The 25170-nt window shown below is 71.4% G+C and carries 24 protein-coding genes; 18 read left to right on the top strand and 6 right to left on the bottom strand.

Annotated elements, in window-relative coordinates; all coding sequences use genetic code 11:
• Positions 1-25: 25 nt before the first annotated feature.
• From lysA to rpmA, 4 genes are all read right to left on the bottom strand, one after another.
• The gene (gene lysA, locus VMD91_11865; protein HTW84758.1) at positions 26-1270 is read right to left on the bottom strand and encodes a diaminopimelate decarboxylase; all 1245 of its coding nucleotides are present in this window, start codon (positions 1268-1270) and stop codon (positions 26-28) included.
• Entirely contained in the window at positions 1267-1872 is a 606-nt protein-coding gene (gene nadD / locus VMD91_11860) for a nicotinate-nucleotide adenylyltransferase (protein ID HTW84757.1), read from the bottom strand. Before nadD ends, lysA begins: the two co-directional genes overlap by 4 nt.
• A 117-nt stretch (positions 1873-1989) precedes the next feature.
• Positions 1990-3267, bottom strand: a complete 1278-nt coding sequence (gene obgE, locus VMD91_11855) for a GTPase ObgE (protein HTW84756.1) — start codon at positions 3265-3267, stop codon at positions 1990-1992.
• Positions 3268-3383: 116 nt separating this feature from the next.
• Positions 3384-3677: a 50S ribosomal protein L27 gene (gene rpmA, locus VMD91_11850; GenBank protein HTW84755.1), complete on the bottom strand. Its 294-nt coding sequence runs from the start codon at positions 3675-3677 to the stop codon at positions 3384-3386.
• Positions 3678-3733: 56 nt separating this feature from the next.
• On the opposite strand from rpmA, the gene VMD91_11845 reads away from it, so the two are divergent.
• Entirely contained in the window at positions 3734-4096 is a 363-nt protein-coding gene (locus VMD91_11845; protein ID HTW84754.1) for a hypothetical protein, read from the top strand.
• A 9-nt stretch (positions 4097-4105) separates the two neighbouring features.
• Here the strand turns inward: VMD91_11845 and VMD91_11840 are convergent, their stop codons facing one another.
• Positions 4106-5479 carry a cytochrome P450 gene (locus VMD91_11840; protein ID HTW84753.1) on the bottom strand — a complete coding sequence of 458 codons (1374 nt, stop codon included), beginning with the start codon at positions 5477-5479 and terminating at the stop codon, positions 4106-4108.
• A 99-nt stretch (positions 5480-5578) separates the two neighbouring features.
• On the opposite strand from VMD91_11840, the gene fabF reads away from it, so the two are divergent.
• The 9 genes from fabF (at position 5579) to VMD91_11795 (ending at position 19089) form a co-directional block, all read left to right on the top strand.
• Positions 5579-6832 (top strand): beta-ketoacyl-ACP synthase II, encoded by a 1254-nt coding sequence (fabF, locus tag VMD91_11835; GenBank protein HTW84752.1) that lies wholly within the window; start codon positions 5579-5581, stop codon positions 6830-6832.
• 61 nt (positions 6833-6893) lie between these two features.
• On the top strand, positions 6894-7691 hold the full coding sequence (rnc, locus tag VMD91_11830) for a ribonuclease III (protein HTW84751.1): 798 nt from the start codon (positions 6894-6896) through the stop codon (positions 7689-7691).
• A 3-nt stretch (positions 7692-7694) separates the two neighbouring features.
• A complete protein-coding gene (smc, locus tag VMD91_11825) occupies positions 7695-11288 on the top strand; it encodes a chromosome segregation protein SMC (GenBank protein ID HTW84750.1) in 3594 nt (1197 codons plus the stop codon).
• Positions 11266-12870, top strand: a complete 1605-nt coding sequence (purH, locus tag VMD91_11820) for a bifunctional phosphoribosylaminoimidazolecarboxamide formyltransferase/IMP cyclohydrolase (protein HTW84749.1) — start codon at positions 11266-11268, stop codon at positions 12868-12870. The genes smc and purH overlap by 23 nt, the downstream gene beginning before the upstream one ends.
• A 117-nt stretch (positions 12871-12987) precedes the next feature.
• Positions 12988-13263 carry a hypothetical protein gene (locus VMD91_11815; protein ID HTW84748.1) on the top strand — a complete coding sequence of 92 codons (276 nt, stop codon included), beginning with the start codon at positions 12988-12990 and terminating at the stop codon, positions 13261-13263.
• Between the two features lie 27 nt (positions 13264-13290).
• Positions 13291-14205 carry a DMT family transporter gene (locus VMD91_11810; GenBank protein HTW84747.1) on the top strand — a complete coding sequence of 305 codons (915 nt, stop codon included), beginning with the start codon at positions 13291-13293 and terminating at the stop codon, positions 14203-14205.
• A 174-nt stretch (positions 14206-14379) separates the two neighbouring features.
• On the top strand, positions 14380-17670 hold the full coding sequence (locus VMD91_11805) for an autotransporter outer membrane beta-barrel domain-containing protein (GenBank protein ID HTW84746.1): 3291 nt from the start codon (positions 14380-14382) through the stop codon (positions 17668-17670).
• 61 nt (positions 17671-17731) lie between these two features.
• Positions 17732-18502 (top strand): hypothetical protein, encoded by a 771-nt coding sequence (locus VMD91_11800; protein HTW84745.1) that lies wholly within the window; start codon positions 17732-17734, stop codon positions 18500-18502.
• 11 nt (positions 18503-18513) lie between these two features.
• The gene (locus tag VMD91_11795) at positions 18514-19089 is read left to right on the top strand and encodes a hypothetical protein (GenBank protein HTW84744.1); all 576 of its coding nucleotides are present in this window, start codon (positions 18514-18516) and stop codon (positions 19087-19089) included.
• On the opposite strand, the gene VMD91_11790 is transcribed toward VMD91_11795, so the two are convergent.
• Positions 19076-20140 (bottom strand): L-dopachrome tautomerase-related protein, encoded by a 1065-nt coding sequence (locus VMD91_11790; protein HTW84743.1) that lies wholly within the window; start codon positions 20138-20140, stop codon positions 19076-19078. The two genes, VMD91_11795 and VMD91_11790, sit on opposite strands and share 14 nt — an antisense overlap.
• Before the next feature lies 1 nt (position 20141).
• On the opposite strand from VMD91_11790, the gene VMD91_11785 reads away from it, so the two are divergent.
• The 8 genes from VMD91_11785 to VMD91_11750 are packed head-to-tail and all read left to right on the top strand — an operon-like array spanning position 20142 to position 25167.
• Positions 20142-20540 carry a VOC family protein gene (locus VMD91_11785; GenBank protein ID HTW84742.1) on the top strand — a complete coding sequence of 133 codons (399 nt, stop codon included), beginning with the start codon at positions 20142-20144 and terminating at the stop codon, positions 20538-20540.
• Between the two features lie 24 nt (positions 20541-20564).
• Entirely contained in the window at positions 20565-21839 is a 1275-nt protein-coding gene (gene hisS, locus VMD91_11780) for a histidine--tRNA ligase (GenBank protein HTW84741.1), read from the top strand.
• Positions 21839-22312: an acetyl-CoA carboxylase biotin carboxyl carrier protein gene (accB, locus tag VMD91_11775; protein HTW84740.1), complete on the top strand. Its 474-nt coding sequence runs from the start codon at positions 21839-21841 to the stop codon at positions 22310-22312. The genes hisS and accB overlap by 1 nt, the downstream gene beginning before the upstream one ends.
• Positions 22309-22884 carry an SIS domain-containing protein gene (locus tag VMD91_11770; protein ID HTW84739.1) on the top strand — a complete coding sequence of 192 codons (576 nt, stop codon included), beginning with the start codon at positions 22309-22311 and terminating at the stop codon, positions 22882-22884. Before accB ends, VMD91_11770 begins: the two co-directional genes overlap by 4 nt.
• Positions 22881-23186 (top strand): hypothetical protein, encoded by a 306-nt coding sequence (locus VMD91_11765; GenBank protein HTW84738.1) that lies wholly within the window; start codon positions 22881-22883, stop codon positions 23184-23186. Before VMD91_11770 ends, VMD91_11765 begins: the two co-directional genes overlap by 4 nt.
• Positions 23183-23710, top strand: coding sequence for an HAD family hydrolase (locus tag VMD91_11760; GenBank protein ID HTW84737.1), 528 nt, complete (start codon positions 23183-23185; stop codon positions 23708-23710). The genes VMD91_11765 and VMD91_11760 overlap by 4 nt, the downstream gene beginning before the upstream one ends.
• Entirely contained in the window at positions 23703-24689 is a 987-nt protein-coding gene (gene rfaE1 / locus VMD91_11755; protein HTW84736.1) for a D-glycero-beta-D-manno-heptose-7-phosphate kinase, read from the top strand. Before VMD91_11760 ends, rfaE1 begins: the two co-directional genes overlap by 8 nt.
• A complete protein-coding gene (locus tag VMD91_11750; protein ID HTW84735.1) occupies positions 24682-25167 on the top strand; it encodes an adenylyltransferase/cytidyltransferase family protein in 486 nt (161 codons plus the stop codon). The genes rfaE1 and VMD91_11750 overlap by 8 nt, the downstream gene beginning before the upstream one ends.
• Positions 25168-25170: the final 3 nt, after the last annotated feature.

Below are 25170 nucleotides of genomic sequence, written 5' to 3'. Positions count from 1 at the left end.
CGTCAAAACACAGAAAATGCGCGCGCTAGAACAGATCGAGCCGCAACACGTCGTCCGCACGTTCCCCGCGGACGACGCGGCGGTGATTTCCGTCGCGGACGAAAACGACCGGGGGCCGGCCGAACCGGTTGTAGTTGCTCGCCATGCTGTAGGTGTAGGCGCCGGTGATGCGCAGCGCGAGCAGATCGCCGGCGGCGAGGTCGCGCGGCAAGACGTAGTCGCCCATCTCGTCGTTCTCGCACGAGCGGCCGACCAGCGTGGCCGGCTCGTCGGGGCCGAGCGCGGCGGCGGCCAGCACCTCGGGGAGGTGGCGCGCGCCGTACAGCGCCGGGCGCGGGTTATCGGTCATCCCGCCGTCGACGACGACGAAGCGCCGGCGCCCCTGCGTCTTGACGGCCATGACGCGGTAGAGCGACGAGCCGGCGCGCGCGATCACGGCGCGCCCGGGTTCCACCGCCAGCGCGTAGCCGCGCTCGGCTGCCCGTCCGCCCAGCGCCGCGCCGAGCGCGTCGAGATCGACCGGTCGCGGGTCGTCGGGCCCTTCCTCCACGCCGATGCCGCCGCCGCAGATCAGCTCCTCGATCGGGAAGCCGAGCTGGCGCGCGCGGTCGGCCGCCGCCAACAGCTCGTCGAGGTTGGCCAAGAACGGCGCGAGGTCGGCGATCTGCGAGCCGATGTGCGAGTGCAGGCCGATCAGGCGCAACTGCGGCAGCTCGGCGAGCCGTGCGAGCGCCGCCGGGACCTCGCCGAGCGCGAACCCGAACTTGGTGTTCTCGCCGCCGGTGCGGATGAACGCATGCGTGTGCGCTTCGATCCCGGTGTTGAGGCGCAGCATCACCGGCACGGGCACCGGGACGCCGCTCGCCAGCGACGCCAGCCGCTCGAGCTCTTCGCGGTTGTCGATCACGTCGAACGCGACGCGCCGGTCGACGACGGCCTGCAACTCGTCGGCGGTCTTGCCGCAGCCGTGGAAGTAGATGCGCCCGGCCGGAAAGCCGCCGCGCTCGGCGGTCACCAGCTCGCCGAGCGAACAGACGTCCAGCCGCAGCGGGGTCTCGGCCAGCCGCTCGGCCAGCGCGGTGCAGAAGAACGCCTTGGCCGCGTACGCGACGCCGATGCGGTGGGGCTCGAACGCTTCGAGCAGCCGCGCGATCTCCAGGTCGAGCACGTCCAGATCGACGAGGAACAGCGGCGTGCCGTAGGTCTCGGCCAGCTCGCGGGCGGGGACGCCGCCCAGCTGGCCGTCGAGCGCGAGCGTCTCGTCGGTCACGACCGGTACAACCCCCGTTCGCCGATGTAGCGATAGACCGTCTCGGGCACCAGATAGCGCACGCTCTTCCCTTCGGCGAGCCGCGCGCGAATCAGCGTCGCCGACTCGGCGACCAGCGGCAGGTCGAGCATCCGGATCTTGGCGCGCCGGGCGGGGTCGAGCTCGCTCAGGGCGCGGTCGAGGTCGGTCTCGGTGACCTCGCCGCGCGGCGCGACGACGAACGCTTCGACCGCGTCGACGACCTCGTCGAGCCGCTGCCATTGCGAGCGCACCAGCGAGTCGCCGCCGACGACGAAGGTCAGCGTCGCCTCGGGATAGCGCGCCTGCAGGCGCGGCAGCAGATCGGCGGTGTAGCCGCTGGCGTCGTGATCGAGGTCGCTCTCGTCGATCCCGAACGTGACGTTGGCCGCGATCGCCAGGCGAATCATCTCGGTGCGCTGCGCGGTCGTCGCGCTCATCGCACCGTTGCGGTAGTGCTTCCCTTCGCGCGTCGGCACGAACAAGACGCGATCGAGTCCCGCCGCCTCACGAACCGCTTCCGCGACGAACAGATGCCCGTTGTGCACCGGATCGAACGACCCGCCGAAAATGCCAAGTTTCAAGGCGCTCCGCCCCGGGCTCCGCGCCCCCCATGCTGCGCATGGGGCCCCCACGTTTGACCTCGCATTGAACGCACAAACGATGCGCGATGCTGCTGCGCTCGGTCTGCCAACATGCTGCTAGCTGTAGTCGAACTCGACGCCGGCGATGCGCACCGTGTCGCCTTCGCGCACGCCCAGCTCGCGCAGGCGCTTTTCGACGCCCATCTTGGCGAGAATCTGTTCGAAGCGCGCCAGCGCTTCGTCGGAGTCGAAGTCGGTCATGCGCGCCAGGCGTTCGACCCGCTCGCCGCTGACGACGTAGATGCCGTCTTCGACGTGGATGGCGAACGGCTCGTCGGCAACCAGCTCGATCTGCGCGGGCTCCGGGTGCACCGGTGCGGGCAGCGGCGTGTTGCGAATCGTCTCCCAGGCCGCGTAGAGCAGCTCGCGCACGCCTTCACCGGTCGCGGCCGAGATGCCGCGCAAGTTGGGGATGTCCTCGCGCAGCGCCTCGAACGTCGCGCGCGCGTCGGGCAGATCGAGCTTGGTGATGACCGGCAGCATCGGGCGCTCGAGCAGCGCCGGGTTCCACGCTTGCAGCTCGGCTTCGATCGTCGCCTTGTCGTGCAGCACGTCGTGGAGCGGCTTGGCGCCGTCCATCAAGTGGACCAGCACGCGCGTGCGTTCGACGTGGCGCAAGAACCGGTCGCCCAGGCCCGCGCCCTCGTGCGCGCCTTCGATCAGCCCCGGCACGTCGACCATCACGAACGACTCGAACTCGGCGACGCGCACGACGCCCAGCTGCGGCTCGAGCGTGGTGAACGGATAGTCGGCGATCTTCGGCCGCGCCGCGCTGACGACGGAGAGCAGCGTCGACTTGCCGGCGTTCGGCAGTCCGACCAGTCCCGCGTCGGCCAGCAGCTTGAGCTCGAGCTTGAGCTCGCAGCGCTCGCCGGGCTCGCCGTTGTACGCGAAGCGCGGCGCTTGGCGCGCGGCGGTGGCGAAGTGCTGGTTGCCCAGCCCGCCGCGGCCGCCTTTGGCGACGCGCACGCGCTGATAGGGTTCGCTCAGGTCGGCGAACAGGCGCGAGTGGCCGCGGGCGCCTTCGGCATCGAGCTCGGTGCGGGTGACCAGCGTGCCGACCGGGACCCGGATCTCGAGGTCTTCGCCCGCGCGGCCCGACTTGTTCGACGTCGAGCCCGGCTTGCCGGAGTCGGCCGCGAACTGCTTCTTGAAACGGAAGTCGACCAGCGTTCCGAGCTCGGGGTCGGCCAACAGCACGACGTCGCCGCCGCGCCCACCGTCACCGCCGGCCGGTCCACCCTTGGGGACGTACTTCTCGCGGCGCCACGCGACGACGCCGTCGCCGCCCTTGCCCGCCGCCACCGCGATGGTGGCCTCGTCGATGAACTGCACGCTAGACGAAAGCGGCGCTGGTCATGGACCGAGCGCCGTGGGATCGTGCCGTCCCGACCATGTCGTTGCGAGGTCGAGTCGGGGGCCCCGCGGCGAAGCCGTGGGGGGCGCGCAGCCTAGGGCGCAGCGCCGTAAGACGCCGGGACCACGTTCACGTGCTGGCGGTTACGCGAGCTCGAGAACGTCACGTGGCCCTCGACCACGGCGAAGATCGTGTGATCCTTGCCGATCATCGTGCCGACGCCGGGATAGAACTTCGTGCCGCGCTGGCGGACGATGATGTTGCCCGGGATGACCAGCTCGCCGCCGAAGCGCTTGACGCCCAGACGCTGCGCGTTGGAATCGCGCCCGTTGCGCGTGGACCCGGCGCCCTTCTTGGACGCGAACAGCTGGAGGTCGAACCGGAACATAGCCGCGGCATCATACCAGACGCGGGGCCTTCGGGTCAAACCGAGAACGTGCTCCCATGCCGCTCCGGCCGTTCGTACCGTTGGCCCGGCGTGCGGCCCGAGCCGGCCTCACGGCATTCGCGATTGCCTCGGCCTTCTTCGTAGCCAACGTCGCGCGGGAGTACCTGTACGACCCGAGCATCACCGGCGACGGCAACTGCTCGACGACGCTCGCGCTCGGCTTCGGCGTGCTGGTCGGTTTGGTAGCCGGGATCATCGCCTTCCTCGGGTCGGCGGCGCTTCAGGGCCTTGGCAGCCCGCAGGTCCGGGTCGTGCTCCGGCTTCCGCTCGTACAGGTAGGCGTCCCGACCGGCTTGTTGGCCGTCAGCGCCGCCGCCGGCTTCATGTGGTGGACGCCCTACGGGCACGGGTGCCTCTGACGGAAATGCTCAGGCCGGCGAGGGCTGCCGAGATGCGACCTGCATGAGGATTTTCCGACCGGGCCGCAGGGTGACCAAGGGGTCGAGCGGCACCGGGGCGGCGTCCAGGGCGGTGAAACGGAAACGCCGGGCCAGCGTCGCGAGCAGCAACACGCCCTCGGTCCAGGCGAAGGCCTCGCCGATGCAGATGCGGGTGCCGCCGCCGAACGGGAAGTAGGCGCCGCGCGGCAGGTCGGCCGTCTCGCCGTTCGACCAGCGCTCGGGCCGGAAGGCGTCGGGTTCCTTCCAATAGCGCGGGTTGCGGTGGGTGACGAACGGCGAGACGAACAGGACCGAGCCGGCCGGCACGTCCCAACCGCCCAGCTGCAGCGGTTTGAGCGAGAAGCGGCCCATCAGCCAGGCCGGCGGGCGCAGCCGCATCGACTCCGACATCACCTCGCGGGCGAACGTGAGCCGCGGGACGTCGGCCGGCTCGGGGTCGCGGTCGCCGAGCACCTGGTCGAGCTCGGCGTGCAGGCGCGCCTCGGCCTCCGGCGCCCGGGCGAGCTGATCCCACGCCCAGGCCAGCGCGTTGGCGGTGGTCTCGTGACCGGCCAGCAGCAGCGTGAGCGCTTCGTCACGGACCAGCGCGTCGGGCATCGCCCCTGCGTCCTCGTCGGTCGAGGTCAACAGGATCGAGAGCAGGTCGCCATAGTCCGGGTTGCCGGCGGCGCGCCGCTGGGCGATGACCTTGGCGATCACCGCGTCCATCTGCGCGCGGGCGGCGTTGAAGCGGCGCGTGATCGGGTGCCACTGCAGGTGGTCGAGCAGCTCGCCGTAGGCCGAGAGGGAGGCCGGGAAGACCGCCAGCACCTCGGTCAGCGCGCGGCCGATCGTGTCGCCGTCGTCCGCGACGTCGATCGAGAACAGCGTCTTGGCCGCGATGCGCAGCGTCAGCCGGTTCATCAGCGCGTCGATCTCGACCGTCTCGCCGTCGTGGAGGCGATCGGCCAGCTGACGCGTCAGGTCGATCATCGTCGCGGCGTAGCCGGCGACCCGCTCGCGATGGAAGGCCGGCTGGACCAGGCGCCGCTGGCGCAGGTGGAGCGGCTCGCTGCTGGTCAGCAGGCCGTCTCCCAGCAGCCGGCGCAGCCGCTGCGTGCCGCGTCCTTTGATGATGGTGGTGGCGTCGGCGGTCAGGATCCGTTCGACCGAGGGGGCGTCGTCGAACAGCCACCAGCGCGCCTTGGGCATCCGCCACGACGTGACCGGGCCGTACTGGCGAGCCGAGCGGTCGAGAAAACCGGGCACCCGGGTGAGGCTGCCGCGCAGCGTCCCCAGCTGGGTCAAGGCGGTGAACGTCGACGGTCCGGGCGGGACCGGGAGACGGGTCGCGCTGGTCATTGCCTCCGAGCATACCGCACCCGCGGTCTGAGGTGACGGAATCCGGGTTGCCGCTCGGCGGGGAGGGGCATGGAAGCGACCTGAGAATCGGGGCTTGTTTTGGAGAAACGTCGTCGCGTCGTCATCACGGGGCTGGGAGCGGTCACGCCGCTCGGTAATTCCGTCCCCCTGTTCTGGGATGCGCTGATCAACGGCCGCAGCGGCGCCGGCCCGATCACGCGCTTCGACTCGACCAAGCTGCCCACGCGCATCGCCGCCGAGGTCAAGGACTTCGACCCCGACGCGCTGATCGGCCGCCGCGATGCGCGCCGCATGGACCGTTACACCCAGTTCGCGCTGGTCGCCGCGCGCGAGGCGATGGCCGACGCCAACTTCCCCGAAGACGACGACGTGCGGGTGCAGACCGGCTCGATCATCGCGACCGGAATCGGCGGCATCATCACCGTCGAAGACACCGTCAAGGCGGTGGCGCCGGAAGAGAAGTGGGATCGCATCTCGCCGTTCTTCGTCCCGATGCTCATGGCCAACGCCGCCTCGGCGCAGGTCTCAATGACCTTCGGCCTGCGCGGTCCGGTGTTCGCCGTCTCGAGCGCCTGCGCCAGCGGCAACGACGGCTTCGCGATCGCGTACGACAAGATCGTGCTCGGTGAAGCGATCGCGGTCGTCACCGGCGGCAGCGAAGCGACCGTGATCCCGACGGCGATGGGCGGCTTCTGCACGATGAAGGCGATGTCGACGCGCAACGACGAGCCGACCAAGGCCTCGCGGCCGTTCGACGCCGATCGCGACGGCTTCGTGCTGGGCGAAGGCGCCGGCGTCGTCGTGTTCGAGGAACGCGAGTTCGCGATCGCGCGCGGCGCGCGCATCTACGCCGAGGTGCTCGGCTACGGGCAGTCGGCCGACGCGTATCACATCGCGCAGCCGGACCCCGAGTCCAAGGGCGTGATCCTGGCGATGCGGCGCGCGCTGGCGCGCAGCGAGGTCGCGCCCGACACGGTCGGTTACATCAACGCGCACGGCACCTCGACGCCGCTCGGCGACGCCGCCGAGTCGCAGGCGATCGAGCACGTCTTCGGCGACCACGCCCACGCCGGGCTGGCGGTGTCGTCGACCAAGTCGATGCACGGCCATCTGCTCGGCGCCGCCGGCGCGATCGAAGGGATCGCGACGGTGCTGGCGCTGCAGCACGGCATCATCCCGCCGACGACCAACTACGAGACGCCCGATCCGGCCTGCACGCTCGACTACGTTCCCAACGTGCCGCGCAAGGCGCCCGACCTGCGCATCGCGATGTCGAACGGCTTCGGTTTCGGCGGTCACAACACCAGCGTCGTGTTCGCGAAACACGAGTAAACGGTGATGGACCGAGCGCAGATACATCGGGGCGCGCAGCCTGGGGCGGAGCGCCGTTAGCATGCCGGGCGAGAAACGGCGCGCGCGCTTACGCGCGCTGCTCAAGAGCGTCGGCGTCGAAGAGGCGAAGAGCGCCGCGATCGAGGCCGCGTTCGTGCACGCCAGCGCGGCCAAAGAGCAGTCGCTGATCTCGAACGAGCGGCTGGAGTTCTTCGGCGATGCGATCCTGGGCTTCGTGGCCTCGCGTTGGCTGATGGCGAAGTATCCGCAGGCCAGTGAAGGCGAGCTGACGCGGCGCAAGGCGACCATCGTCAGCGGCGCGGCCTGCGCGGACACCGCGCGCCGGCTGAACTTCGGCGAGCTGATCGTGCTGGGCACCGGGATGGAGCGCGCCGGCGTCAACGAGACGATCCTGGCCGACGCGTTCGAGGCCTTCCTCGCCGCGCTCTACGAGGCGGGCGGGCTGGAACGGACGACCCGTTTCCTCGAGAAGGAGCACCTGGTCCCGATCGACCGCCGTCATCACGACGAGCGCGACGCCAAGACCGACCTCCAAGAGTTCGCGCAAGCCGTCCTGCGGCTGACGCCGCTCTACTTCGAGCGCGCCGAAGGGCCGCCCAACGATCGTCGCTTCACCTCGCAGGTCCGCGTCGGCGACGAGATCCTCGGCGAAGGGATCGGTCCTTCCAAGAAGAGCGCGCAACAGAGCGCCGCCGCGATGGCGCTGGGGACGCTGCGCCAGCGTCATCCTGAGGCATCGACGGCTCGCGCGTCGAACGACGACGGCCGGGTCATCGCGCTCGACAAGCGTCGCCGGCCTCGTACCCCCCGTTCGCCCGACCGCGGAGCGCCCGTTTAAGGCATGCGCCTGGAATCCCTCAAGGTCTTCGGCTTCAAGACGTTCGCCGAGGCCACCACGCTCGATTTCGTCGAGGGGACGACTGCCGTCGTCGGCCCCAACGGCTCGGGCAAGTCGAACCTCGTCGACGCGATCCGTTGGGTCCTGGGCGAGCAGTCCACCCGCTCGTTGCGCTCGCAGAAGATGGAAGACGTCATCTTCGCCGGCAACAACACCCGCAAGCCGCTGGGGATGGCCGAGGTCACCCTGACCTTCGACAACCGCGAGCGCGGGCTGCCGCTGGACTTCAACCAGGTGCAGATCACCCGCCGCGCGTACCGCGCGGGCGAGTCGGAGTTCTACATCAACCGCGAGCCGGTGCGCTTGCGCGACGTCCACGAGCTGCTGATGGGCACGGGGTTGGGACCCGGCTCGTACGCGATCGTCTCGCAGGGGCAGATCGACGCGATCCTCTCCTCGAAGCCGACCGAACGCCGCGCGCTGTTCGAAGAGACGGCCGGCATCGGGAAGTTCCTGGCGCGCAAGCACGAAGCGCTGCGGCGTCTCGAGGCGACCGAGCAGAACGCGATCCGCGTCAACGACCTCATCGCCGAGCTGGAGCGCCGCGCGCCCGAGCTCGACACGCAGGTGCGACGCGCCAAGCGTTTCCGCAAGGTGACCGCGCGGCTGCGCGATTTGGAGATCCTCTCGTTCCTGCGCGCTTCGGCCTCGCGGCGCGCCGAGCGCGAACGCGTCGCCGCCGAGCTGGCGACGCACGAGGACAAGCGCGCCGCCGCATCGGCCCGCGCGGCGCAGCTGGGCGCGCAGCTCGGGATCCTGCGCGAAAAGCTCTACGAGCTGGAGCTCGAGCTCGACGGCCATCGGGCCGCCGCGCAGCAAGCGCGCGCGGAGCAGGCGCGGCTCGAGGCCGAGCTGGCCGCGGCGGTCGGCCGGCGCGACGGGCTCGAGCGCCAGTCGTCGGCGTCGATCGCCGACCGCGACCGGGTCGAGTCGGAGCGCCAGACGCTGCGCGATCAGATCGCCGGCGTCGAAGAGCGGCTGGTGCCGCTGAGCGAGCAGATCGACGCCGCGCGCGAGCGTGAGTTGGCGGCCGCGTCGGCCGTCGCCGAGGCGCGCGGCGCGCTCGACGGCATCTACCAGGAGCTGCGCGCCGTCGAAGCGTTGGCCGCGCAGCGCGCCGCCAGCGAAGCCGAGCGCCGCGCGCAGATCCAGAGCGCGCGCGCCGAGATCGACCGGCTCGAGCACGAGCACGCCGCCGCGCAGGCCGAGCGCGACGCGCACGCGCGCGGCGCCGACGAAGCGCGCGCGCGTTTCGGCGAGCGCGAGCTGCTGATCGCCAAGTACGAGGCCGAGGTCGCCGCGCAGCACGAGCGCGCGCGCGTCGCCCGCGAGCGCGGCGACGCCGCGGCGCAGCGCGTCGCCGACGCCGAGCGCCGCCGCCGCGAGCTGGCCTCGGAGCTGGCCGGCGCCGAATCGCGCCTGCACACCATCGAAGAGTTGGAAGCGGCGCTCGAAGGGCACGCGCACGGGACGCGCGCCGTCGTCGAAGCGGCGCAGCGCGGTCAGCTGCGCGGCCTGCACGGCGTCGTCTCCAACCTGATCTCGACCGACGAGCGGTACGCGCGCGCGCTCGACGTCGCGTTCGGCGCGGGACTCTCGAACATCGTGGCCGAGACGTCGGAAGACGCCGAAGCGGCGGTGGCGCTGTTGCGCGAGCGCGAGCTCGGCCGCGCGACCTTCCTTCCGCTCGACACGCTGGCGCAGCGCGAAGGCCGCGAGCTCGGGCAGCTGGCCGGCCACGAGGGCGTCATCGGGTACGCGCACACCCTGGTGCGGGCCGAACCGCGCTACCGTGGGATCGTCGCGTATCTGGTCGGCCGGGTGCTGGTCGTCGACGAGCTGCGGACCGGGGTCCGCCTGGTACGCGCCGAGGGCTTCCGCGACTCGATCGTCACCCTCGAGGGCGACGAGATTCGCGGCGGTGGCGCGATCAGCGGCGGCCGCTTCCGCAAAGAGCGTTCGATCCTGGCGCGGCGCGCGCAAGCCGAGACGCTGCGCGAGCGCGTCCCGCAGCTGCGCGCGCAGCTCGACGCCGTGGTGCGCGAGGGCGCGGCGGCCAAGGGCGAGCTCGACGCCGCCACCGCGGAACGCGAAGAAGCGACTCGTCTGGCCAACGAGGCCGAGGTCGCGCTGCGCGACGTGCGCACGCAGCTCGAAGCGCTGGTCGGCGAGATCGAGCGGCTCGACGCGGCGCTGAGCGCCGCCGCCGCCCACGGGATCACCGCCACCGCGCAGCGCGACGAGGTGCACGCGCGGCTGCACGCGCTCGAGCGGGTCGCCGAGGAGCACGTCGACCTCTCCGCGCAGCGCGAGGGGTTGGAAACCGCGCTGGCGCGGGCGCGCGAGCACATCGCGGCCGTCGAGGCCGAGCAGGTCGAGATCGTCGCCGCCGGCAGCGCCCTGCGCGAGCAGATCGCGGCGCTGACGGCCGAACGCGACGGCGCGCAAACGCGGCTGGGACTGCTGGACGTGAACGAAGAGCGCGCCGCGTCGGCGCGCGAGGCGATGATGCGCGAGCTGGACTCGCTGCGCGCCAAGACCGCCGAGCTCGACGCCGCGGTGACCGCCGCGCGCGCCGCCGTCGCCGCGGCCGACGCGACGCTCGAGACCGCCCGCACCGCGCGCGAAGCGACGGCCGACGAGACGCACCAGCGCGAGGCCGACGAGCGCGTCGCGCAGAGTGAAGACCGCGAGGCCGGCGCGCTCGGCGAGTCGGGGCGCCGCCGTCTGGCGGAGATCGACGCCGAGCTGGGGATGCTGCAGCAGACCTTCGCCCAGAACCCGGCCACCGACGAGGAGCAGCAGGACGTGCTGGCCCGCTACGAGGGCGAGCCCGACGAGCTGGTCGACGAGGTCCCGCGGCTGCGCGAAGAGCTGGTGCGGCTGCAGGCCAACGTCAACCTCAACGCCGAGGCCGACCGCGACGAGCTGACCGAGCGCGAGCGCTTCCTGCGCGAGCAGATGGACGATCTGCACCGCGCGCGCGAGACCCTGCTGGCGACGATCACCGAGATCGAGGCGTCCTGTCAGGTGCAGTTCAACGAGACCTTCGAGGCCGTGCGCGCGAAGTTCACCGAGACGTTCGTCGAGCTGTTCCCGGGCGGAACGGCCGAGATGTGGCAGACCAACCCGGAGAACCTGAGCGAGACCGGGATCGAGATCTCGGTGCAGCCGCCGGGCAAGAAGATGACCAACCTGGCGGCGCTCTCGGGCGGCGAGCGCGCGATGACGGCCTCGGCGCTGATCTTCGCGCTGATCGCGGTCAAGCCGTCACCGTTCTACCTGCTCGACGAGGTCGACGCCGCGCTCGACGACGCCAACGTCGAACGGCTCTCGACCAAGATCCGCGACGTCTCGACCACCGCGCAGATGCTGATCGTCACGCACAACAAGAAGACGATGGAGTTGGCGCAGCGCATGTACGGCGTCACGATGCAGGAGCCCGGCGTGAGCTCCATCATCAGCGCGACCCTCGACGAACAGCCCGTCGCCCCGCCTCCGCCGGCGGACGACCGTGAACCCGCGCTCGTCACCTGAGCCCGCGCGCGCGCCGGTCGCCGGCGCCGCGCTGCTCTCCGTCTACGACCGCACCGGCGTCGTCCCGCTGGCGCGCGCGCTGGCCGACGCGGGCACGCCGCTGTTCGCCACCGGCGGCACGCGCGCCCACTTGCTGGCCGAGGGGATCGAGGTGCGCGACGTCGGCGAGCTGACGGGCTATCCGTCGCTGTTCGACGGCCGCGTCAAGACGCTGCACCCCAACGTGTTCGGCGGCATCCTGCAGGACCGCGAGAACGCCGAGCACCGCGCCCAGGCGCGCGAGCACGGCATCCCGACCATCGCGACCGTCGTCGTCAACCTCTATCCGTTCGAGATGACGGTCGCGCGCGAAGGCGCGACGCTGCAAGAGGCGATCGAGCAGATCGACATCGGCGGCGTCTCGCTGCTGCGCGCGGCCGCCAAGAACTTCGATCACGTCACGGTGCTCAGCGATCCCGGCCAGTACGACGCGTACATCGCGGCGCTGGGGCGAGGCGGCGTCGATCACGCGACCCGCCGCAGCTTCGCGACGCGCGCCTTCGAGCGCACGGCCGAGTACGACAGCGCGATCGCGCGCTACCTCGAGTCGGGACTGGTCGCCAACGAGCTGCCCGGCTCGCTGGCGCTGACGATTCCGATCGAGCAGCCGCTGCGCTACGGCGAGAATCCGCAGGATCGCGCCGCCTTCTACCTCGCGCGCGAGGCGCAGCTGCCCGAGCAACTGGGCGGCAAGGCGCTCTCGTACAACAACTTGCTCGACCTGGACGCGACGTTGCGTCTGTTGGTGCGCGCGCAGCACGGCTTCGCCCCGGGCTCCTCGCCGTTGCCGTTCGACGCCATGCGGCGCGCGGCGATCGTCAAGCACACCGTCCCCTGCGGCGTCGCCGAGCGCGACGACGTCGCCCAGGCGGTGCGCGAGGCGCTGCAGGCCGACCCGGTCTCGGCCTACGGCGGGATCATCGCCGTCGACGGCACCGTCGACGCGGCCGCCGTCGACGCGCTGTGGGACTTCTTCCTCGAGATCGTCGCAGCCCCGGCGTTCGAGCCCGCCGCCCTCGAGCGCTTGCGCAAGAAGAAGCAGCTGCGCATCATGCGCTTTCGCCCCGGCGCGCCGGAGAAGATCGCGGCGGAGCTGCGCGTCCGCAGCGCGCTGGGCGGCGTGCTGGCCGAGGACGACGACCCGCAGTCGCCGGCCGAACGCTGGACGGTCGTCTCCCAGCGGGCGCCGAGCCCCGGCGAGTGGCGGGACCTCGTCTTCGCCTGGGATATCGTGCGGCACGTCAAGTCCAACGGCGTGGTGTTGGTCCGGGACGGGGTTTCGCGTGGTATCTGTGCGGGGCAGACCAATCGTGTGAGCGCGGTCCAGATCGCCGCCCATCGGGCGCACGACTTCGCCGCCGGCGCGGCGTGCGCCAGCGACGGGTTCTTTCCGTTTCCCGACGGCTTGCACGCCGCCGCCGACGCCGGCTGCACGGCCGTCATCGCGCCGCAGGGGTCGATCCGCGACCCCGACGTGATCGCCGCTGCCGACGAACGCGACATCGCCCTCGTCTTCAGCACCTACCGCTACTTCCTCCACTGATGGTAATGGACCGAGCGCAGCAGAATCACGCTTTGCCGATACGTTCGATGCGAGGTCGGAACGGGGGCCCCGCGCGACGCGTGGCGGGCGCGCAGCCGGGGGCGGAGCGCCGCTAAAATGGTCGGCTTCATCATTCGTTTGGTCGGTTACGCGCTGGCGTTCGGCGTGACGTGGCGTCTTTCGCAGATGCTGTGGACACAGCAGGGACTCGACGGGGTCGGGCGGCTGCAGCACTTCCACAACCTGGAGACGACGACGCTGCTCGTCGCGCCGATCGTGCTGGCGTTGCTGGGCTTCGGGCCGTTGCGCTCGCTGTGCGTGTTCGTCGGGTTCTTCTTGATCGGTGCCGCGTTGACGGCGCCGTTCACGATCGCACGCATCGTCGGCGCCTGATCGCTCGAGCTCGTGTCCGCGCGCGGGGTGACCAGCTTCGTGCTGGTGCTGTTGGTCGGCGCCGGCTGGGGACTGTTGACGCCGGCCAGCAAGGTGTTGTTCGCGGCCGAGCCGTCGATCTTCGACGGCTTCACGATCACCGTCGCGCGCGGCGCGTGGACGCTGCCGGTCTTCGCGATCGGGCTCGCCGTCGCGTGGCGGCTCGATCCGCCGCGGCTCGACCCGCGCCGCTGGATCGCGGCGCTCGCGGCGGGCGTGGTGTTCGGTGCCGGGGTCTCGCTGTTCTTCACCTTGGCGGCACGGCAGACGTCGATCGCGCACGTCTCGTTCGTCCTGGGCCTCACGCCGGTGACCAACACGGCGTTGGCCGCGCTGGTGTTCCGAACGCGCCTGGACCGGCGCGGCGTCGTCGCGCTCGCGCTCGGCATCGCCGGCGTCGCGCTGCTGACGCTCACCCAGAGCGACGATCGCGCGGGGTTGCTCGGCGACGCGCTGCTGGTCGCGTGGCTGGCGGCGTTCGGCGCCTACTCGTGCTTGCTGCGTTACATCGGTGCGCGGGTGCGGCCGGCGACGTTGATGTGCATCGTCGGGACCGTCGCGATGCTGACGATGTGGCTGCTGGGCCTGGCGCCCGGCGGCGAGCGCGCGGTCGCGCACGTCGTCGACACGCCGACCGTCGCGTGGTGGTTCTTCGGCGAGGTCGTCGTCGGCTCGACCCTGATCGGGCAGACCGCCTTCGCCGCCGTCGTGCGCCGCCTGGGCGTCTCGGTCGCCACCATCGGCGTCGAGTACACGGCGCTGGCCGTCGGCGTCGCCGCGTCGCTGGCGACCCACGAGCAGTGGACGCCGCTGACGGTGATCGCCGGGTTGCTGTTGTGCAGCGCGCTGGCGGCGACGTTCGTACCGGTCCCCGCGCCGGTGCGCATCCGAGATCTCGGCTGACCGGGCCTTCGGTTCGCGCATACGTCGGCTGGCGGTGAGTGCCGGCTACCTGGATCGCGCGCCGCTCGCGTGCCATGCTGTTGCCTCCACCCGGTTCTCAGTGGAGGGCCGCTGCATGGTCGATGCAGCGCATCGGAAAACACGATGAGGCGTCCGTCGGCGTGCAGGCGCGCGGTGGGTGCCATCCTCGTGGTGCTGCTCGCCGCCGAGGGCCGCGGCGCGAACGCCGCCGACTGCACCGTGAACACCTCGAACGGCCAGTCGTCCGTGACGCAAAACGGCGGAGCGTGCACGATCCCGCCCGGCACCGTCCTCTCGCCCGGATCGACCGGCGTCACCGCGAACAACGGCAACGTCACGGCGAGCGGCGTCACCGTCAGGCCGGCGACCAACGGCGGCAGTACCGGTCTGTCGGCGAGCGGCGCGAACGGCTTCATCGGCGGCACCGCGATCACCGTGCAGATGAACGGCTACGGCGCGGGCACCGGCGCGTTCGCCGGCGGCGGCGGCACGATTTCGCTCGATTCGGGGAGTTCGATCACGTTCAACCCCGGCGGCGGCGGCAACACCGGCCTCAAGGGCAGTGGCGCCGGCAGCGCGATCGAGGCGACCGGCTTGACGTTGACGATGCTGGGCGGCGGCGGCAACGACGTCGGCGTGGTGGTGACGACCGGTGCGACCGGGACGCTCACCGGCGGATCGTATACGATCGGCGGAAACGGCGGCGGCGAGACGGGCCTGTGGTCCGCCGGCGGGACGCTCGGCGCGAGCGACACCACCCTGACGATCTCCGGTGCGGGCAGTGACGTCGGCATCAAGGCGACCGGCGGTGGCGGCGTCCTCCTGAACGGGGTGACGGTGTCCGCGCCGGGCACGGGCAACAACGAGATCGGCATCCTCGCCAGCGGCGCGAACAGCACGGTGTCCGGAAGCGCCGTGACGATCGGCGTTCCGGCCAGCGCCGGCGGCTACGGGGCGCAGGCCACCGCGGGCGGCACCCTCTCGCTCGACGCGGGCAGCTCGATCGCGACGGGCGGGCGCAACACGGTGGGCGTGCGCGCGGACACCGGCGGCTCCATCTCGCTGACCGACACGTCGATCACCACCACCGGTGCGTCGGCCGCGGGGGCGCTATTGCAAAGCGGCGGCACGCTGACGATGAGCGGCGGCGCGGTCACCACCAGTGGCGCGAGCAGCAACGGCTTTCTGCTGCAGGGCCCCGCGAACGCGCTCACGCTGAGCGGTACGACCGTCGACGCCGCGGCGGCCGCGTTCGCCGGCGTCGGCGGAAGCGGCACCATCACCGCGTCGGGTGTGACGGCGACGGGCCGCAACGGTGTGCTGTTGAGCGCGTCGCAAGGCTCGGCGCTGACGCTCGCCGCCGACGGCTCCCAGCTCACCGGAGCGGCGCTGACCGACAGCACGAGCACCAGCGTCATCGACCTCACCGGCGGAACGACCTGGAACATGACCGGCAGCTCGGTCATCTCGAACCTGAGCAACTTCGACAGTGCGGTCGTCTTCTCGCCGCCGACCGGCTCGACGACGCAGCTGTCCAGCTACCTGACGCTGGTCGTCTCCAACATGACCGGCTCGGGCGGCCGGGTGGTGCTCAATACCTATCTCGGCGACGACAGCTCACCGTCGGACCGCATCGTCGTCAACGGCGGCGTCGTCCAGGGTTCGACGGGTCTGGAGATCCGCAACACCGACGGTCCCGGTGCGCTCACGACCGGAAACGGCATCTCGATCGTGCTCGCGCTCAACGGTGCGACGACGAACGCCGACGCGTTCATGCTGCTCGACGACGTGCGCGCGGGCGCATTCGACTATCGGCTCTTCCAAGGCGGCATCGACGGCAGCGATCCGAACGACTGGTTCCTCCGTGACGCGTTCATCGTGCCGCCGACGCCCGAGCCGACCGCCACGCCCACGCCGGAGCCGCCGACCCCGGAGCCGACGCCGACTGCGGAACCGACGCCGACAGCACCGCCCGTGACCCCGACGCCGACGCCGCCGACACCCACGCCGGTTCCGACACCGGTGCCGCCGACGCCCACGCCGGTGCCGACGCCGATACCGCCGACACCGACGCCGATGCCGCCGACGCCCACGCCGATTCCGACACCAACGCCGCCAACGCCGACTCCCACGCCGGTGCCGACGCCGATCCCGCCGACGCCGACACCGGTCCCGACGCCGACTCCGCCTACGCCAACCCCGCGGCCGACGACGACCCCGGCACCGCCGACACCCACACCCGCGCCGCCGACACCGACGCCCGGGCCGCCGACGCCGGTGCCGACGAGGTCACCCGAACCGACGCCGAGCGCTTCCGCCGTGCCGACGAACCCGCCGCCCTCGCCCACGGCATTGCCGGCGATTCCGACGGCGGAACCCGGGCCGGCCGAGAACGGCAAGGACAACCTGCCGCTCAAGCCGCCGCCCTCCGTGCTGCCGCCGGGCACCTATCCGATCATCGGGCCGGAAATCGCCACCTACGGCGTGCTGCAGCCGCTCGCGCGCGAAGCGGGGATCGCGATCCTCGGCACGCTGCACGAGCGCCGCGGCAACGCGTTGGGACCCGGCGACCCCGCCGACGACGCGTCAGGCTGGGTGCACGCCGTGTGGGGGCGCACGTTCGCGCAAGAGATCGACGACCATTACCTGGCGTTCGCTGATCCGCGCGCGAGCGGCTCGCTGTTCGGCGAACAGTTCGGCGTCGACCTGTGGCGCAGCCGCCGCCAAGACGGGCGCCGCGATACCGTCGGCGTGTACGTCGCGCACGTGAACGCGAGCGCGGACGTCGACGGCCTGGTCACCAACGGGTCGGCAACGGGTTACGCGCAGACGCAAACCGGTACCGCGTCGCTCGACACGAACGCCGCGGGCTTGTATTGGATCCACTACGGCTCGGGCGGATGGTACGTGGACTCCGTTCTGCAAAGCACGTGGTACGACGCCCGCGCGACGACCCTCGACACGGACTTGACCACGCCCGGCCACGGCTTCGTCGCGTCGGTGGAAACGGGCGATCCGCTCCACGGCAGCGGGCGCTTTTCACTCGAGCCGCAGCTGCAGCTGGTCTGGCAGCACGTCGCGTTCGACGATACGAACGACGGGCTGGGCGCGGTGGATCTGGGCGCGACGTCGGGAGCCGCGTTACGGGTCGGCGTGCGCGGCGAGTGGACGATCGCCGGCGCGCACGCGCAGCTCTGGCAGCCGTACGTGCGCGCGAACGTGTGGTGGGACTGGGGTGGCCTGGCGAAGACGGATTTCGGGAGCTTCGGCGGCGCGCCGCTGCTCATGAGCACGACCCGGCTCGAAGCCGCGGGCGGTCTGACCTGGCGCATCAGCCAGCACGACGACCTGTACGCGCAAGGCGGCTATCAGTTTTCCGTCGCGCCGGCGGGCGTCCACAGCGCCGGTGCACGGGGCGACCTCGGAGTGCGCTTCCACTGGTGAACGACCGGATCGCCGATTCGTTGACGTAGGGAAGCCGAGCAGGCACTCGAAAGCCCGGCGCATGCGTACGCGATGGTTGGGTGCCCTCGGGCTGATGCTGGTGCTCGCGGCACCGGCCGCTGCGGTGCCGGGCATCACCGTCGTCGATCGCGGCAGCTGCGTCGTGGCGGGCGGCATCCGCAACGAAGACGGGACCCCGGCCAAGGCCTGGGACATGTGGCAAGAGATCTATCAGACCGGCGCGCCGACGTGGCTGCAGGCGCATACGCACCACGGCGCCGAGTGCATCACCAACGTGAGCGGCGTGACCAGCTGGTGGTTCGCGCATCGCGTGCCGAGCCGGCCGGCATCGGCGCCGACCATCGTCCCGGCCCACAACGGCTTGACGGTCTACACGGTGCAGGGCCGCGTGCACACGGCCGGCGACGTCGGTCCCGGGAACCAGGCGTATCTGGGCATCCATCTCCTGGTGCAAGGATCGGACTTCAACTATCCGGTCAACGATCCGAGTGCGCCGCCGCTCGCGAAGACCGGCTCGGTGTCGATCTTCAAGAACGAGTTCCCGAATCAAGTGCCGAGCCCGGGGACGCTGACGATCGCGAACCAGATCCTGCGCTTCGCGCCGCACGCGGCGTACCCGATTCCGGCTTCCGGCGCGCTCGGCTACTACACGTTCTTCGCGGGCAGCGGCACGCTGCGCATGCGCGGCGTCGTGGTTGCGATGGCGACCGGCAAGACGCTCGTCGTCCCGCGAAACACCGCCGCGACGATCACCGCGAACGCCGCGGGTATGCTCGCGGCGACCGAGTTGGTTCCCGGCGCGCATCCCTAAGCGGCAACACGATGCGATTCTTCGGCTGTCTCGCCACCGGTATGCTCGGCGTCGTGCTGACGTTCGGCGTGATCGCCCTGGTTGCCGGCGTGGTGCAGCTCCCGCGCGACGTCGCCCTCGCGCAGGCGTATGCAAAGGCGGCCTGCGTGCGCGCGCAATCGCCGAGCGCCGCGGAGTGCGTACGCGTTCCCGTCGACGTCGTCACCGTGATGGGACCCATAGCGACGCCCTCGCAGCGGACGGCGACGGCGGCGAACGTGACGGTCCGCTTTCCCGACGGGACGCAGCAGACGGAGGACCTGGGCGGCGCGAACGTGCACGCGTTCGTGCAGAGCGTCTACCCGGGCACCGCCGGGGAGGCGACCGTCTTTCGCGGAGCGCTCGTCCACCTCACGGCCGGTGGGGTCGCCACCGACCTCGCCTCCACTCCCGCCGTGCGGGTCGCGAGCGATCGGGTCTTGCCGTGGGCCGGCGGCGGCATCCTCGCCGTCGGCCTCGTGCTGGTCGTGGTCGTGCGCCGGTTGCTGCGATGGCTGCAGGCCCAAATCGACGGGGAACGCGGCGCGACGCGGATCAGTCCAAGCTGAAGCGGTAGAGCCGCACCGGCCACTGCACCTGCGAGGTGCCGTGGTGGAACAGCGCGACGCGGTCGAGCTGCGGCGTCGGCAGCCAGATCGTGCGCGCGTCGTCGATGAACGGCGCGTCGACCCAGTGCAACCGCCCGTCGCGTACCAGCGTGGTGATGGTGCCGTCGGGCGCGCGGCGCTTGAGCGCGCAGGCGGCCAGATCGGTGAAGTACAGGCTACCGTCGGCATCCATCGCCGAACCGCCGATCGGCGGCAGATCGGCCCACGGCTCGACCAACGCGGCGAGCTCCGCACTGGAGAGCGACGGATCGTCGAGCGCGCGCGTCGGGACGCGCGACCACGGCCCTTCGAGCGGCCCGAAGCACAACCACGCGCCGTCGGGCGAGAGCTCGAGCGGATCGCTCTGGATGCGCGCCAGCGAGCCGTCGGGCGCGTACAGCGTGTCGCCGTCGACGACGATCGGGCGATCGGGCGGCGCGATCGCGGCCGGGTGGCCGTCGAGCACGCGGCGTGCGGCGCCGGTGGACAGGTCGAGCACGATCAAGCCGGCGTTGCCGGCGTCGGTGATGTAGCCGTTCCCACCGTGGATGCGGATGTCGTCGGTGTAGGTGCCGGGACGAACGACGTCGGGACCGAGCGGATACGTGCGGACGACCGCATCGCGGTCGAGGTCGACGTGCACGATCTTCGTCGCCCCCGGCACCGCGTCGCCGCCGAACGCCGGCGTCCCGGTGTCGACGATCCACAGGCCGCGCGCGCCGTCGTGATGGATCGCGTTGACGTTGACGAACGCGCCGCGCGGATCGGCGCCCGGCTGCCACGCGTTCCAGGCCGCGCCGGGATACGGCAGCAGCGTGTTGCCGGCATCGATGCGTGCCACCGCCGGCGCGCCGGTCCCCGCCCAGCGCGGCCCGCTGACGAAGACGCGTCCGCGGTCGACCGCGACGCCGTTCCAGATCATCACGTCGGTCTCGGCCGCGACCGTCAGTTCGCGCATCGTCCCCTCGCGGATGTGGGAAGGCGTGGCACGTTCGTCGTAGCGCTTCGGCATCATGCCGCGCTATCTGCACACCTCGATCTTCGTGAGCGACATGGACGCGTCGATCGACTTCTACGTCAACAAGCTGGGGCTCAAGCTGCTCGACGGTCCCTTGCACTATCCCGGCAACGCCGACATGGCGTTCGTCGGGTCGAGCTGGGACGCGTACATCGAGCTGGTCTACGACCTGGAAGACCACCCCCCGTACGAGCTGGGCAACCGCTACGAGCATCTGGCGCTCGAGGTCGACGGCGCCATGACCGACAACATCGAGCGGCTGCGCGGGCTGGGCGTCAAGATCCTCAAGGAGCCCAAGAAGTCGCCGGGCGGGACCCGCTGGATCGCCTTCGTCGAGGACCCCAACGGGATTCCGGTCGAGCTGCTCGAGCCGCGCGAGGGCGCGATCACCTAAAGTGGCGAACGGGGCGGGTCGACCGTGAACCCGATCAGCGCCCCCCGCGGCACCAACGACGTCTACCCGCCCGAATCTGCCCGCTGGAACCGCCTGGAGGCCGACTGCCGCGACATCGCGGGCCGGTTCGGCTACGGCGAGATCCGCACGCCGATGTTCGAGGCGACCGAGCTGTTCGTGCGCGGGGTCGGCGAGACGACCGACATCGTCGAGAAAGAGATGTACACCTTTCTCGACAAGGGCGGGCGCAGCATGACGCTGCGGCCGGAGTGGACGGCCGGCGTCGTGCGCGCGCTGCTGCAGCACAAGCTGCTGGCGCAGGGGCCGCAACGGCTCTACTACATCGGGCCGTTCTTTCGCTACGAGCGGCCGCAAGCGGGACGCTACCGGCAGGCCAACCAGTTCGGCGTCGAGTGCTTCGGCATCGCCGGCGCCGAAGCCGACGTCGAGGTCATTCAGATCGCGGCACAGCTGATCGCGCGCTACGGGATCGACGACGCGACGCTCAACGTCAACACGGTCGGCGACGCCGTCTGCCGCCCGCGCTATCGCGAGGCGCTGTTGGCGCATTTCCGTCCCCACGCGGCGGAATTGAGCGAAGACTCGCAGCGCCGCCTCGAGCGCAACCCGCTGCGCATCCTCGACTCGAAGGACGCGCGCGACCTGCCGTTCGTCCAGACCGCGCCGAAGTTGATCGACCTCTTGTGCACGGACTGCCGCGCGCACTTCGACGCGCTGCTCGGCTATCTCGACGCGCTGGGTCTGCGCTACGTCGTCAACCCGCGCATCGTGCGCGGGCTGGATTACTACACGCGCACGGTGTTCGAGTTCACCTCGAACGCGCTGGGCGCGCAAAGCACGGTCTGCGGCGGCGGGCGGTACGACGGCCTGGTCGGCGAGCTGGGTGGGCCGCCGACGCCGGCGGTCGGCTTCGGGCTGGGCCTCGAACGCTTCCTGATGATGGTCGCGGCGACGGCCGGCGACCACGCCCCGCCGCGGGTCGGGATCCAAGCCATCGCGCTGGGCGCCGCGGCGCGCGAGCGGCTGTTTCCGATCGTCGCCGCGCTGCGCGAGCGGGTGCCGCGGCCGACCTTCGCCGACTGGCAGGACCGCAAGCTCCAAGCGCACTTCAAGACGGCCGACCGCAACAACGCCCGTTGGGCCCTGATCCTGGGCGACGCCGAGCTGGCGGCCGCCGAGATCGTCCTGCGGGATTTGGTGGCGCGGGAGGACCGGCGCTTGCCCTTGGCCGGCCCGTCGGCGGAAGTCGCCCATCTCCTCGCCGAAGTGACGCTGTGATGGAGCAGGACGAGGCGGCGCGCGTACGCGCGCTCGGCGAGATCGCCGCGGAGTTCGACCTGGACGCGATCCGCGTGCGGACCGGCGAGGTCGAGATCGAGATCGTGCGGCGCGACCCCACCGTGGTCGCAGCCCCGGCGCCGGTCGTTCTGGCGGCCCCGGCCGCGGCGGCGGCGCCGGCCGCGGCGGCAGCCCCGGCTCCGGCGCCGAGCGAGAGCCGCACGCCGCCACCGAACGTTCGCGTCGTCACGGCGCCCCTGGTCGGCGTCTTCTACCGCGCCGCCTCCCCCGGCGCGGACCCGTTCGTCGAGGTCGGCAGCCGCGTCCAGGCCGGCGGTGCGCTGTGTATCCTCGAGGCGATGAAGCTGATGAACGAGATCACCAGCGACTACAGCGGAACCGTCACGCGCATCTTGGTCGAGAACGGCGAGCTCGTGAGCTTGGGACAGGAACTGTTTTGGATCGAAGTGTGATCGAAGGCCGCCGCGGATTCGACGAGCTGCTCGCCGACCGGCGCGGTCAGCTCGAGCGGCCGCACTATCGTGCGCAGGTCGAAGCGATCTCGAGCGCCATCGCGCGCGCGTTTCGCGAGGGCCACCGCGTGTGGTGGTTCGGCAACGGCGGCAGCGCCGCGGACGCGCAGCACCTCGCGGCCGAGTTCAGCGGCCGCTTCTTGCGCGAGCGCGGCGGACTGCCGTCCGAAGCGTTCACCGTCAACACCTCCGCGGTCACGGCGATCGCGAACGATTTCGGTTACGAGCAGCTGTTCGCGCGCATGGTCGAAGCGCTGGCGCGCCCGGGCGACGTCGTGGTCGGCATCACCACCAGCGGCACCTCGAAGAACGTCGTCGCCGGCTTGCGCCGCGCCAAGGAAGTCGGCGCGACCACGGTGGCCTTCACCGGCAACGGCGGCGGACCGGTGGCTGCGATCGCGGACTACGCCCTGGTCGGGCCCGACGGCTACAGCGCGATCGTCCAAGAGGTCCACATCACGATGGGGCACATCGTCTGCGATTTGGTCGAACAGGAGCTGCTCTTCGCGTGACCGCCACCGTCCACCACGGCGGGCCGGCCGCATGTTACCAGAGCCCCGGGGCGATGACGTTCGCGCAGCACGGTGCGCCGCCCGCGCGGGCGTCGTCGATCGTCGCGTCGGGCGACTACGTCGCGCTGCGCGCGGCCGACGGTCGCGAGGCGGCGCTGCGCCGCAGCGGGCAGCGCTGGTGCGTGCTCAAGAGGTTCCCCGGCGCGTTCAGCACCGCCGACCTGACGCACGCCGGCGTTCCGCTCGACGTGGCGCAGCGGCTCTGGATTCGCATGGAGCGTTTCCGGACCGGACCGTTGTGAGCCGTGCGGTGGTCTTCCTCGACCGCGACGGAACGATCATCGAGGACAAGGGCTTTCTGGGCGAGCCGTCGGGCGTCACCGTGTTGCCGACCGTGGTCGAGGCGCTGACGCTGCTGCGCGCGCGCGGCTACGCGTTGGTGGTCGTCTCGAACCAATCGGGGATCGCGCGCGGCTACTTCGGCGAGGACGACGTGCGCGCCGTCAACGCCGAAGTCGATCGGCAACTGCAGGCGTCGGGCGCGGGCGTCGACGGCTGGTACTGGTGCTCGCACTACGACGCCGGCTGCACGTGCCGCAAGCCCTCGCCCGGCCTGGTCGAACGCGCGGTCGCGGATTTGGATCTCGACCTTTCCGGCGGCCGCGGCGCGGTCGTCGGCGACCGCGGCAGCGACGTCGCGCTGGGGCACGCCGTCGGCGTTCCCGGCATCCTGGTGCCGGGGCCGTATCCCTACGCCGGCCCCGAGCCCGACCTGCGCGCGAGCACGCTGCTCGAGGCGGCCGAATGGATCGTCGCCCGTGGCTGAGGTGATCGCGGCGTCACGCGCGACCGAGCTGCTGGCGCGGATGGCCGGGCGGCGCGTCGTCGTCGTCGGCGACGTGATGATCGACGAGTGGATCTGGGGCGACGTCTCGCGCATCTCGCCGGAGGCGCCGGTTCCGGTCGTCGCGGTGCGCGAGCACACCTTCACCCTGGGCGGCGCCGGCAACGTCGCCAACAACTTGCGCGCGCTGGGCGCGCGGGTGACGTTCGTCGGCGGCGTCGGCAGCGACGGTGAAGGCGACCGCGTGCGCGAGCTGTTCGCCGCCATCGACGTCGACACGCGCGGGATAGTCGTGTTGCGCGACCGGCCGACCACCCGCAAGACGCGGGTGGTCGCGCACAACCAGCAAGTCGTGCGCGCCGACTGGGAGTCGGTCGCGCCGCTGGGGGCCGACGATCGCGCGCGCGTCGTCGACGCCGTGCGCGCGGCGGTGCGCGACGCGGACGCCGTCGTGCTCAGCGACTACGCGAAGGGGCTGTTCCATCGCGACTTGGTCGAAGCGGCGCTGGGCGCCCCGGTCGTCGTCGCCGACCCCAAGCCGCAGAACATCGGCATCTTCGCCGGCGTGACGTGCATCGCGCCGAACGTCGGCGAGGCCGCGCGCGCCAGCGGGATCGCGATCACCGACGACGCGTCGCTCGAGCGGGCCGGGCGCGCGCTGTTGGCCGAGCTCGGCTGCCGCTACGTGCTGATCACCCGCGGCGAGCACGGGATGTCGCTGTTCGGCGCCGGCGGGGAACGCGCCGACGTTCCGGCCGTCGCGCGCACGGTGTACGACGTGTCGGGCGCCGGCGATACCGTCGTCGCCGTCTTGACGCTGGCGCTGGCGGCCGGGATCCCGGCCGAGTCGGCGACGCAGCTGGCGAACTTCGCCGCCGGCGCGGTGGTCGAGAAGCTCGGCACCGCCACCGCCGGCCCGGCCGAGATCGTCGCGCTGCTGGAGCACGCCAACGGTGGCTGAGTTCGCGCCCGTGCTCTCGCTCGAAGAGGCGGCGCGCTGGCGTGACGAGCAGCGCGCGGCCGGCCGCACCGTGGTCACGACCAACGGCGTCTTCGACCTGCTGCACGCCGGCCACGTCGGCTATCTGGCCTGGGCGCGCGCGCAAGGCGACGTGCTGCTGCTGCTGCTCAACGGCGACGAGTCGGTGCGCCAGCTCGGCAAGGGCTCGGACCGCCCCATTGTCGGCTTCGACGATCGCGCGCGCGTGCTCTCCGCCCTGCGCAGCGTCGACGCGATCGTCGGCTTCGCCGAACGCACCCCCGAGGTCGCGCTCGACCGACTCGCGCCCGACGTGCACGTCAAGAGCGCGCAGTACCGCATCGACGAGCTGCCGGAACGCTACGTCGTCGAGTCGCACGGCGGGCACATCGTGCTGGCCCCGCACCAGCCCGGCCGCAGCACGACGGACCTGCTGGCGCGCGTGCGCGCGCAGAGCTAGCGC

Origin of the sequence: Candidatus Sulfotelmatobacter sp. (assembly GCA_035504415.1) — a bacterium.
Taxonomy (GTDB): domain Bacteria; phylum Vulcanimicrobiota; class Vulcanimicrobiia; order Vulcanimicrobiales; family Vulcanimicrobiaceae; genus Vulcanimicrobium.
Note: the sequence above shows the minus strand (reverse complement) of the source record. Positions and strands in the feature narration are given on the sequence as shown.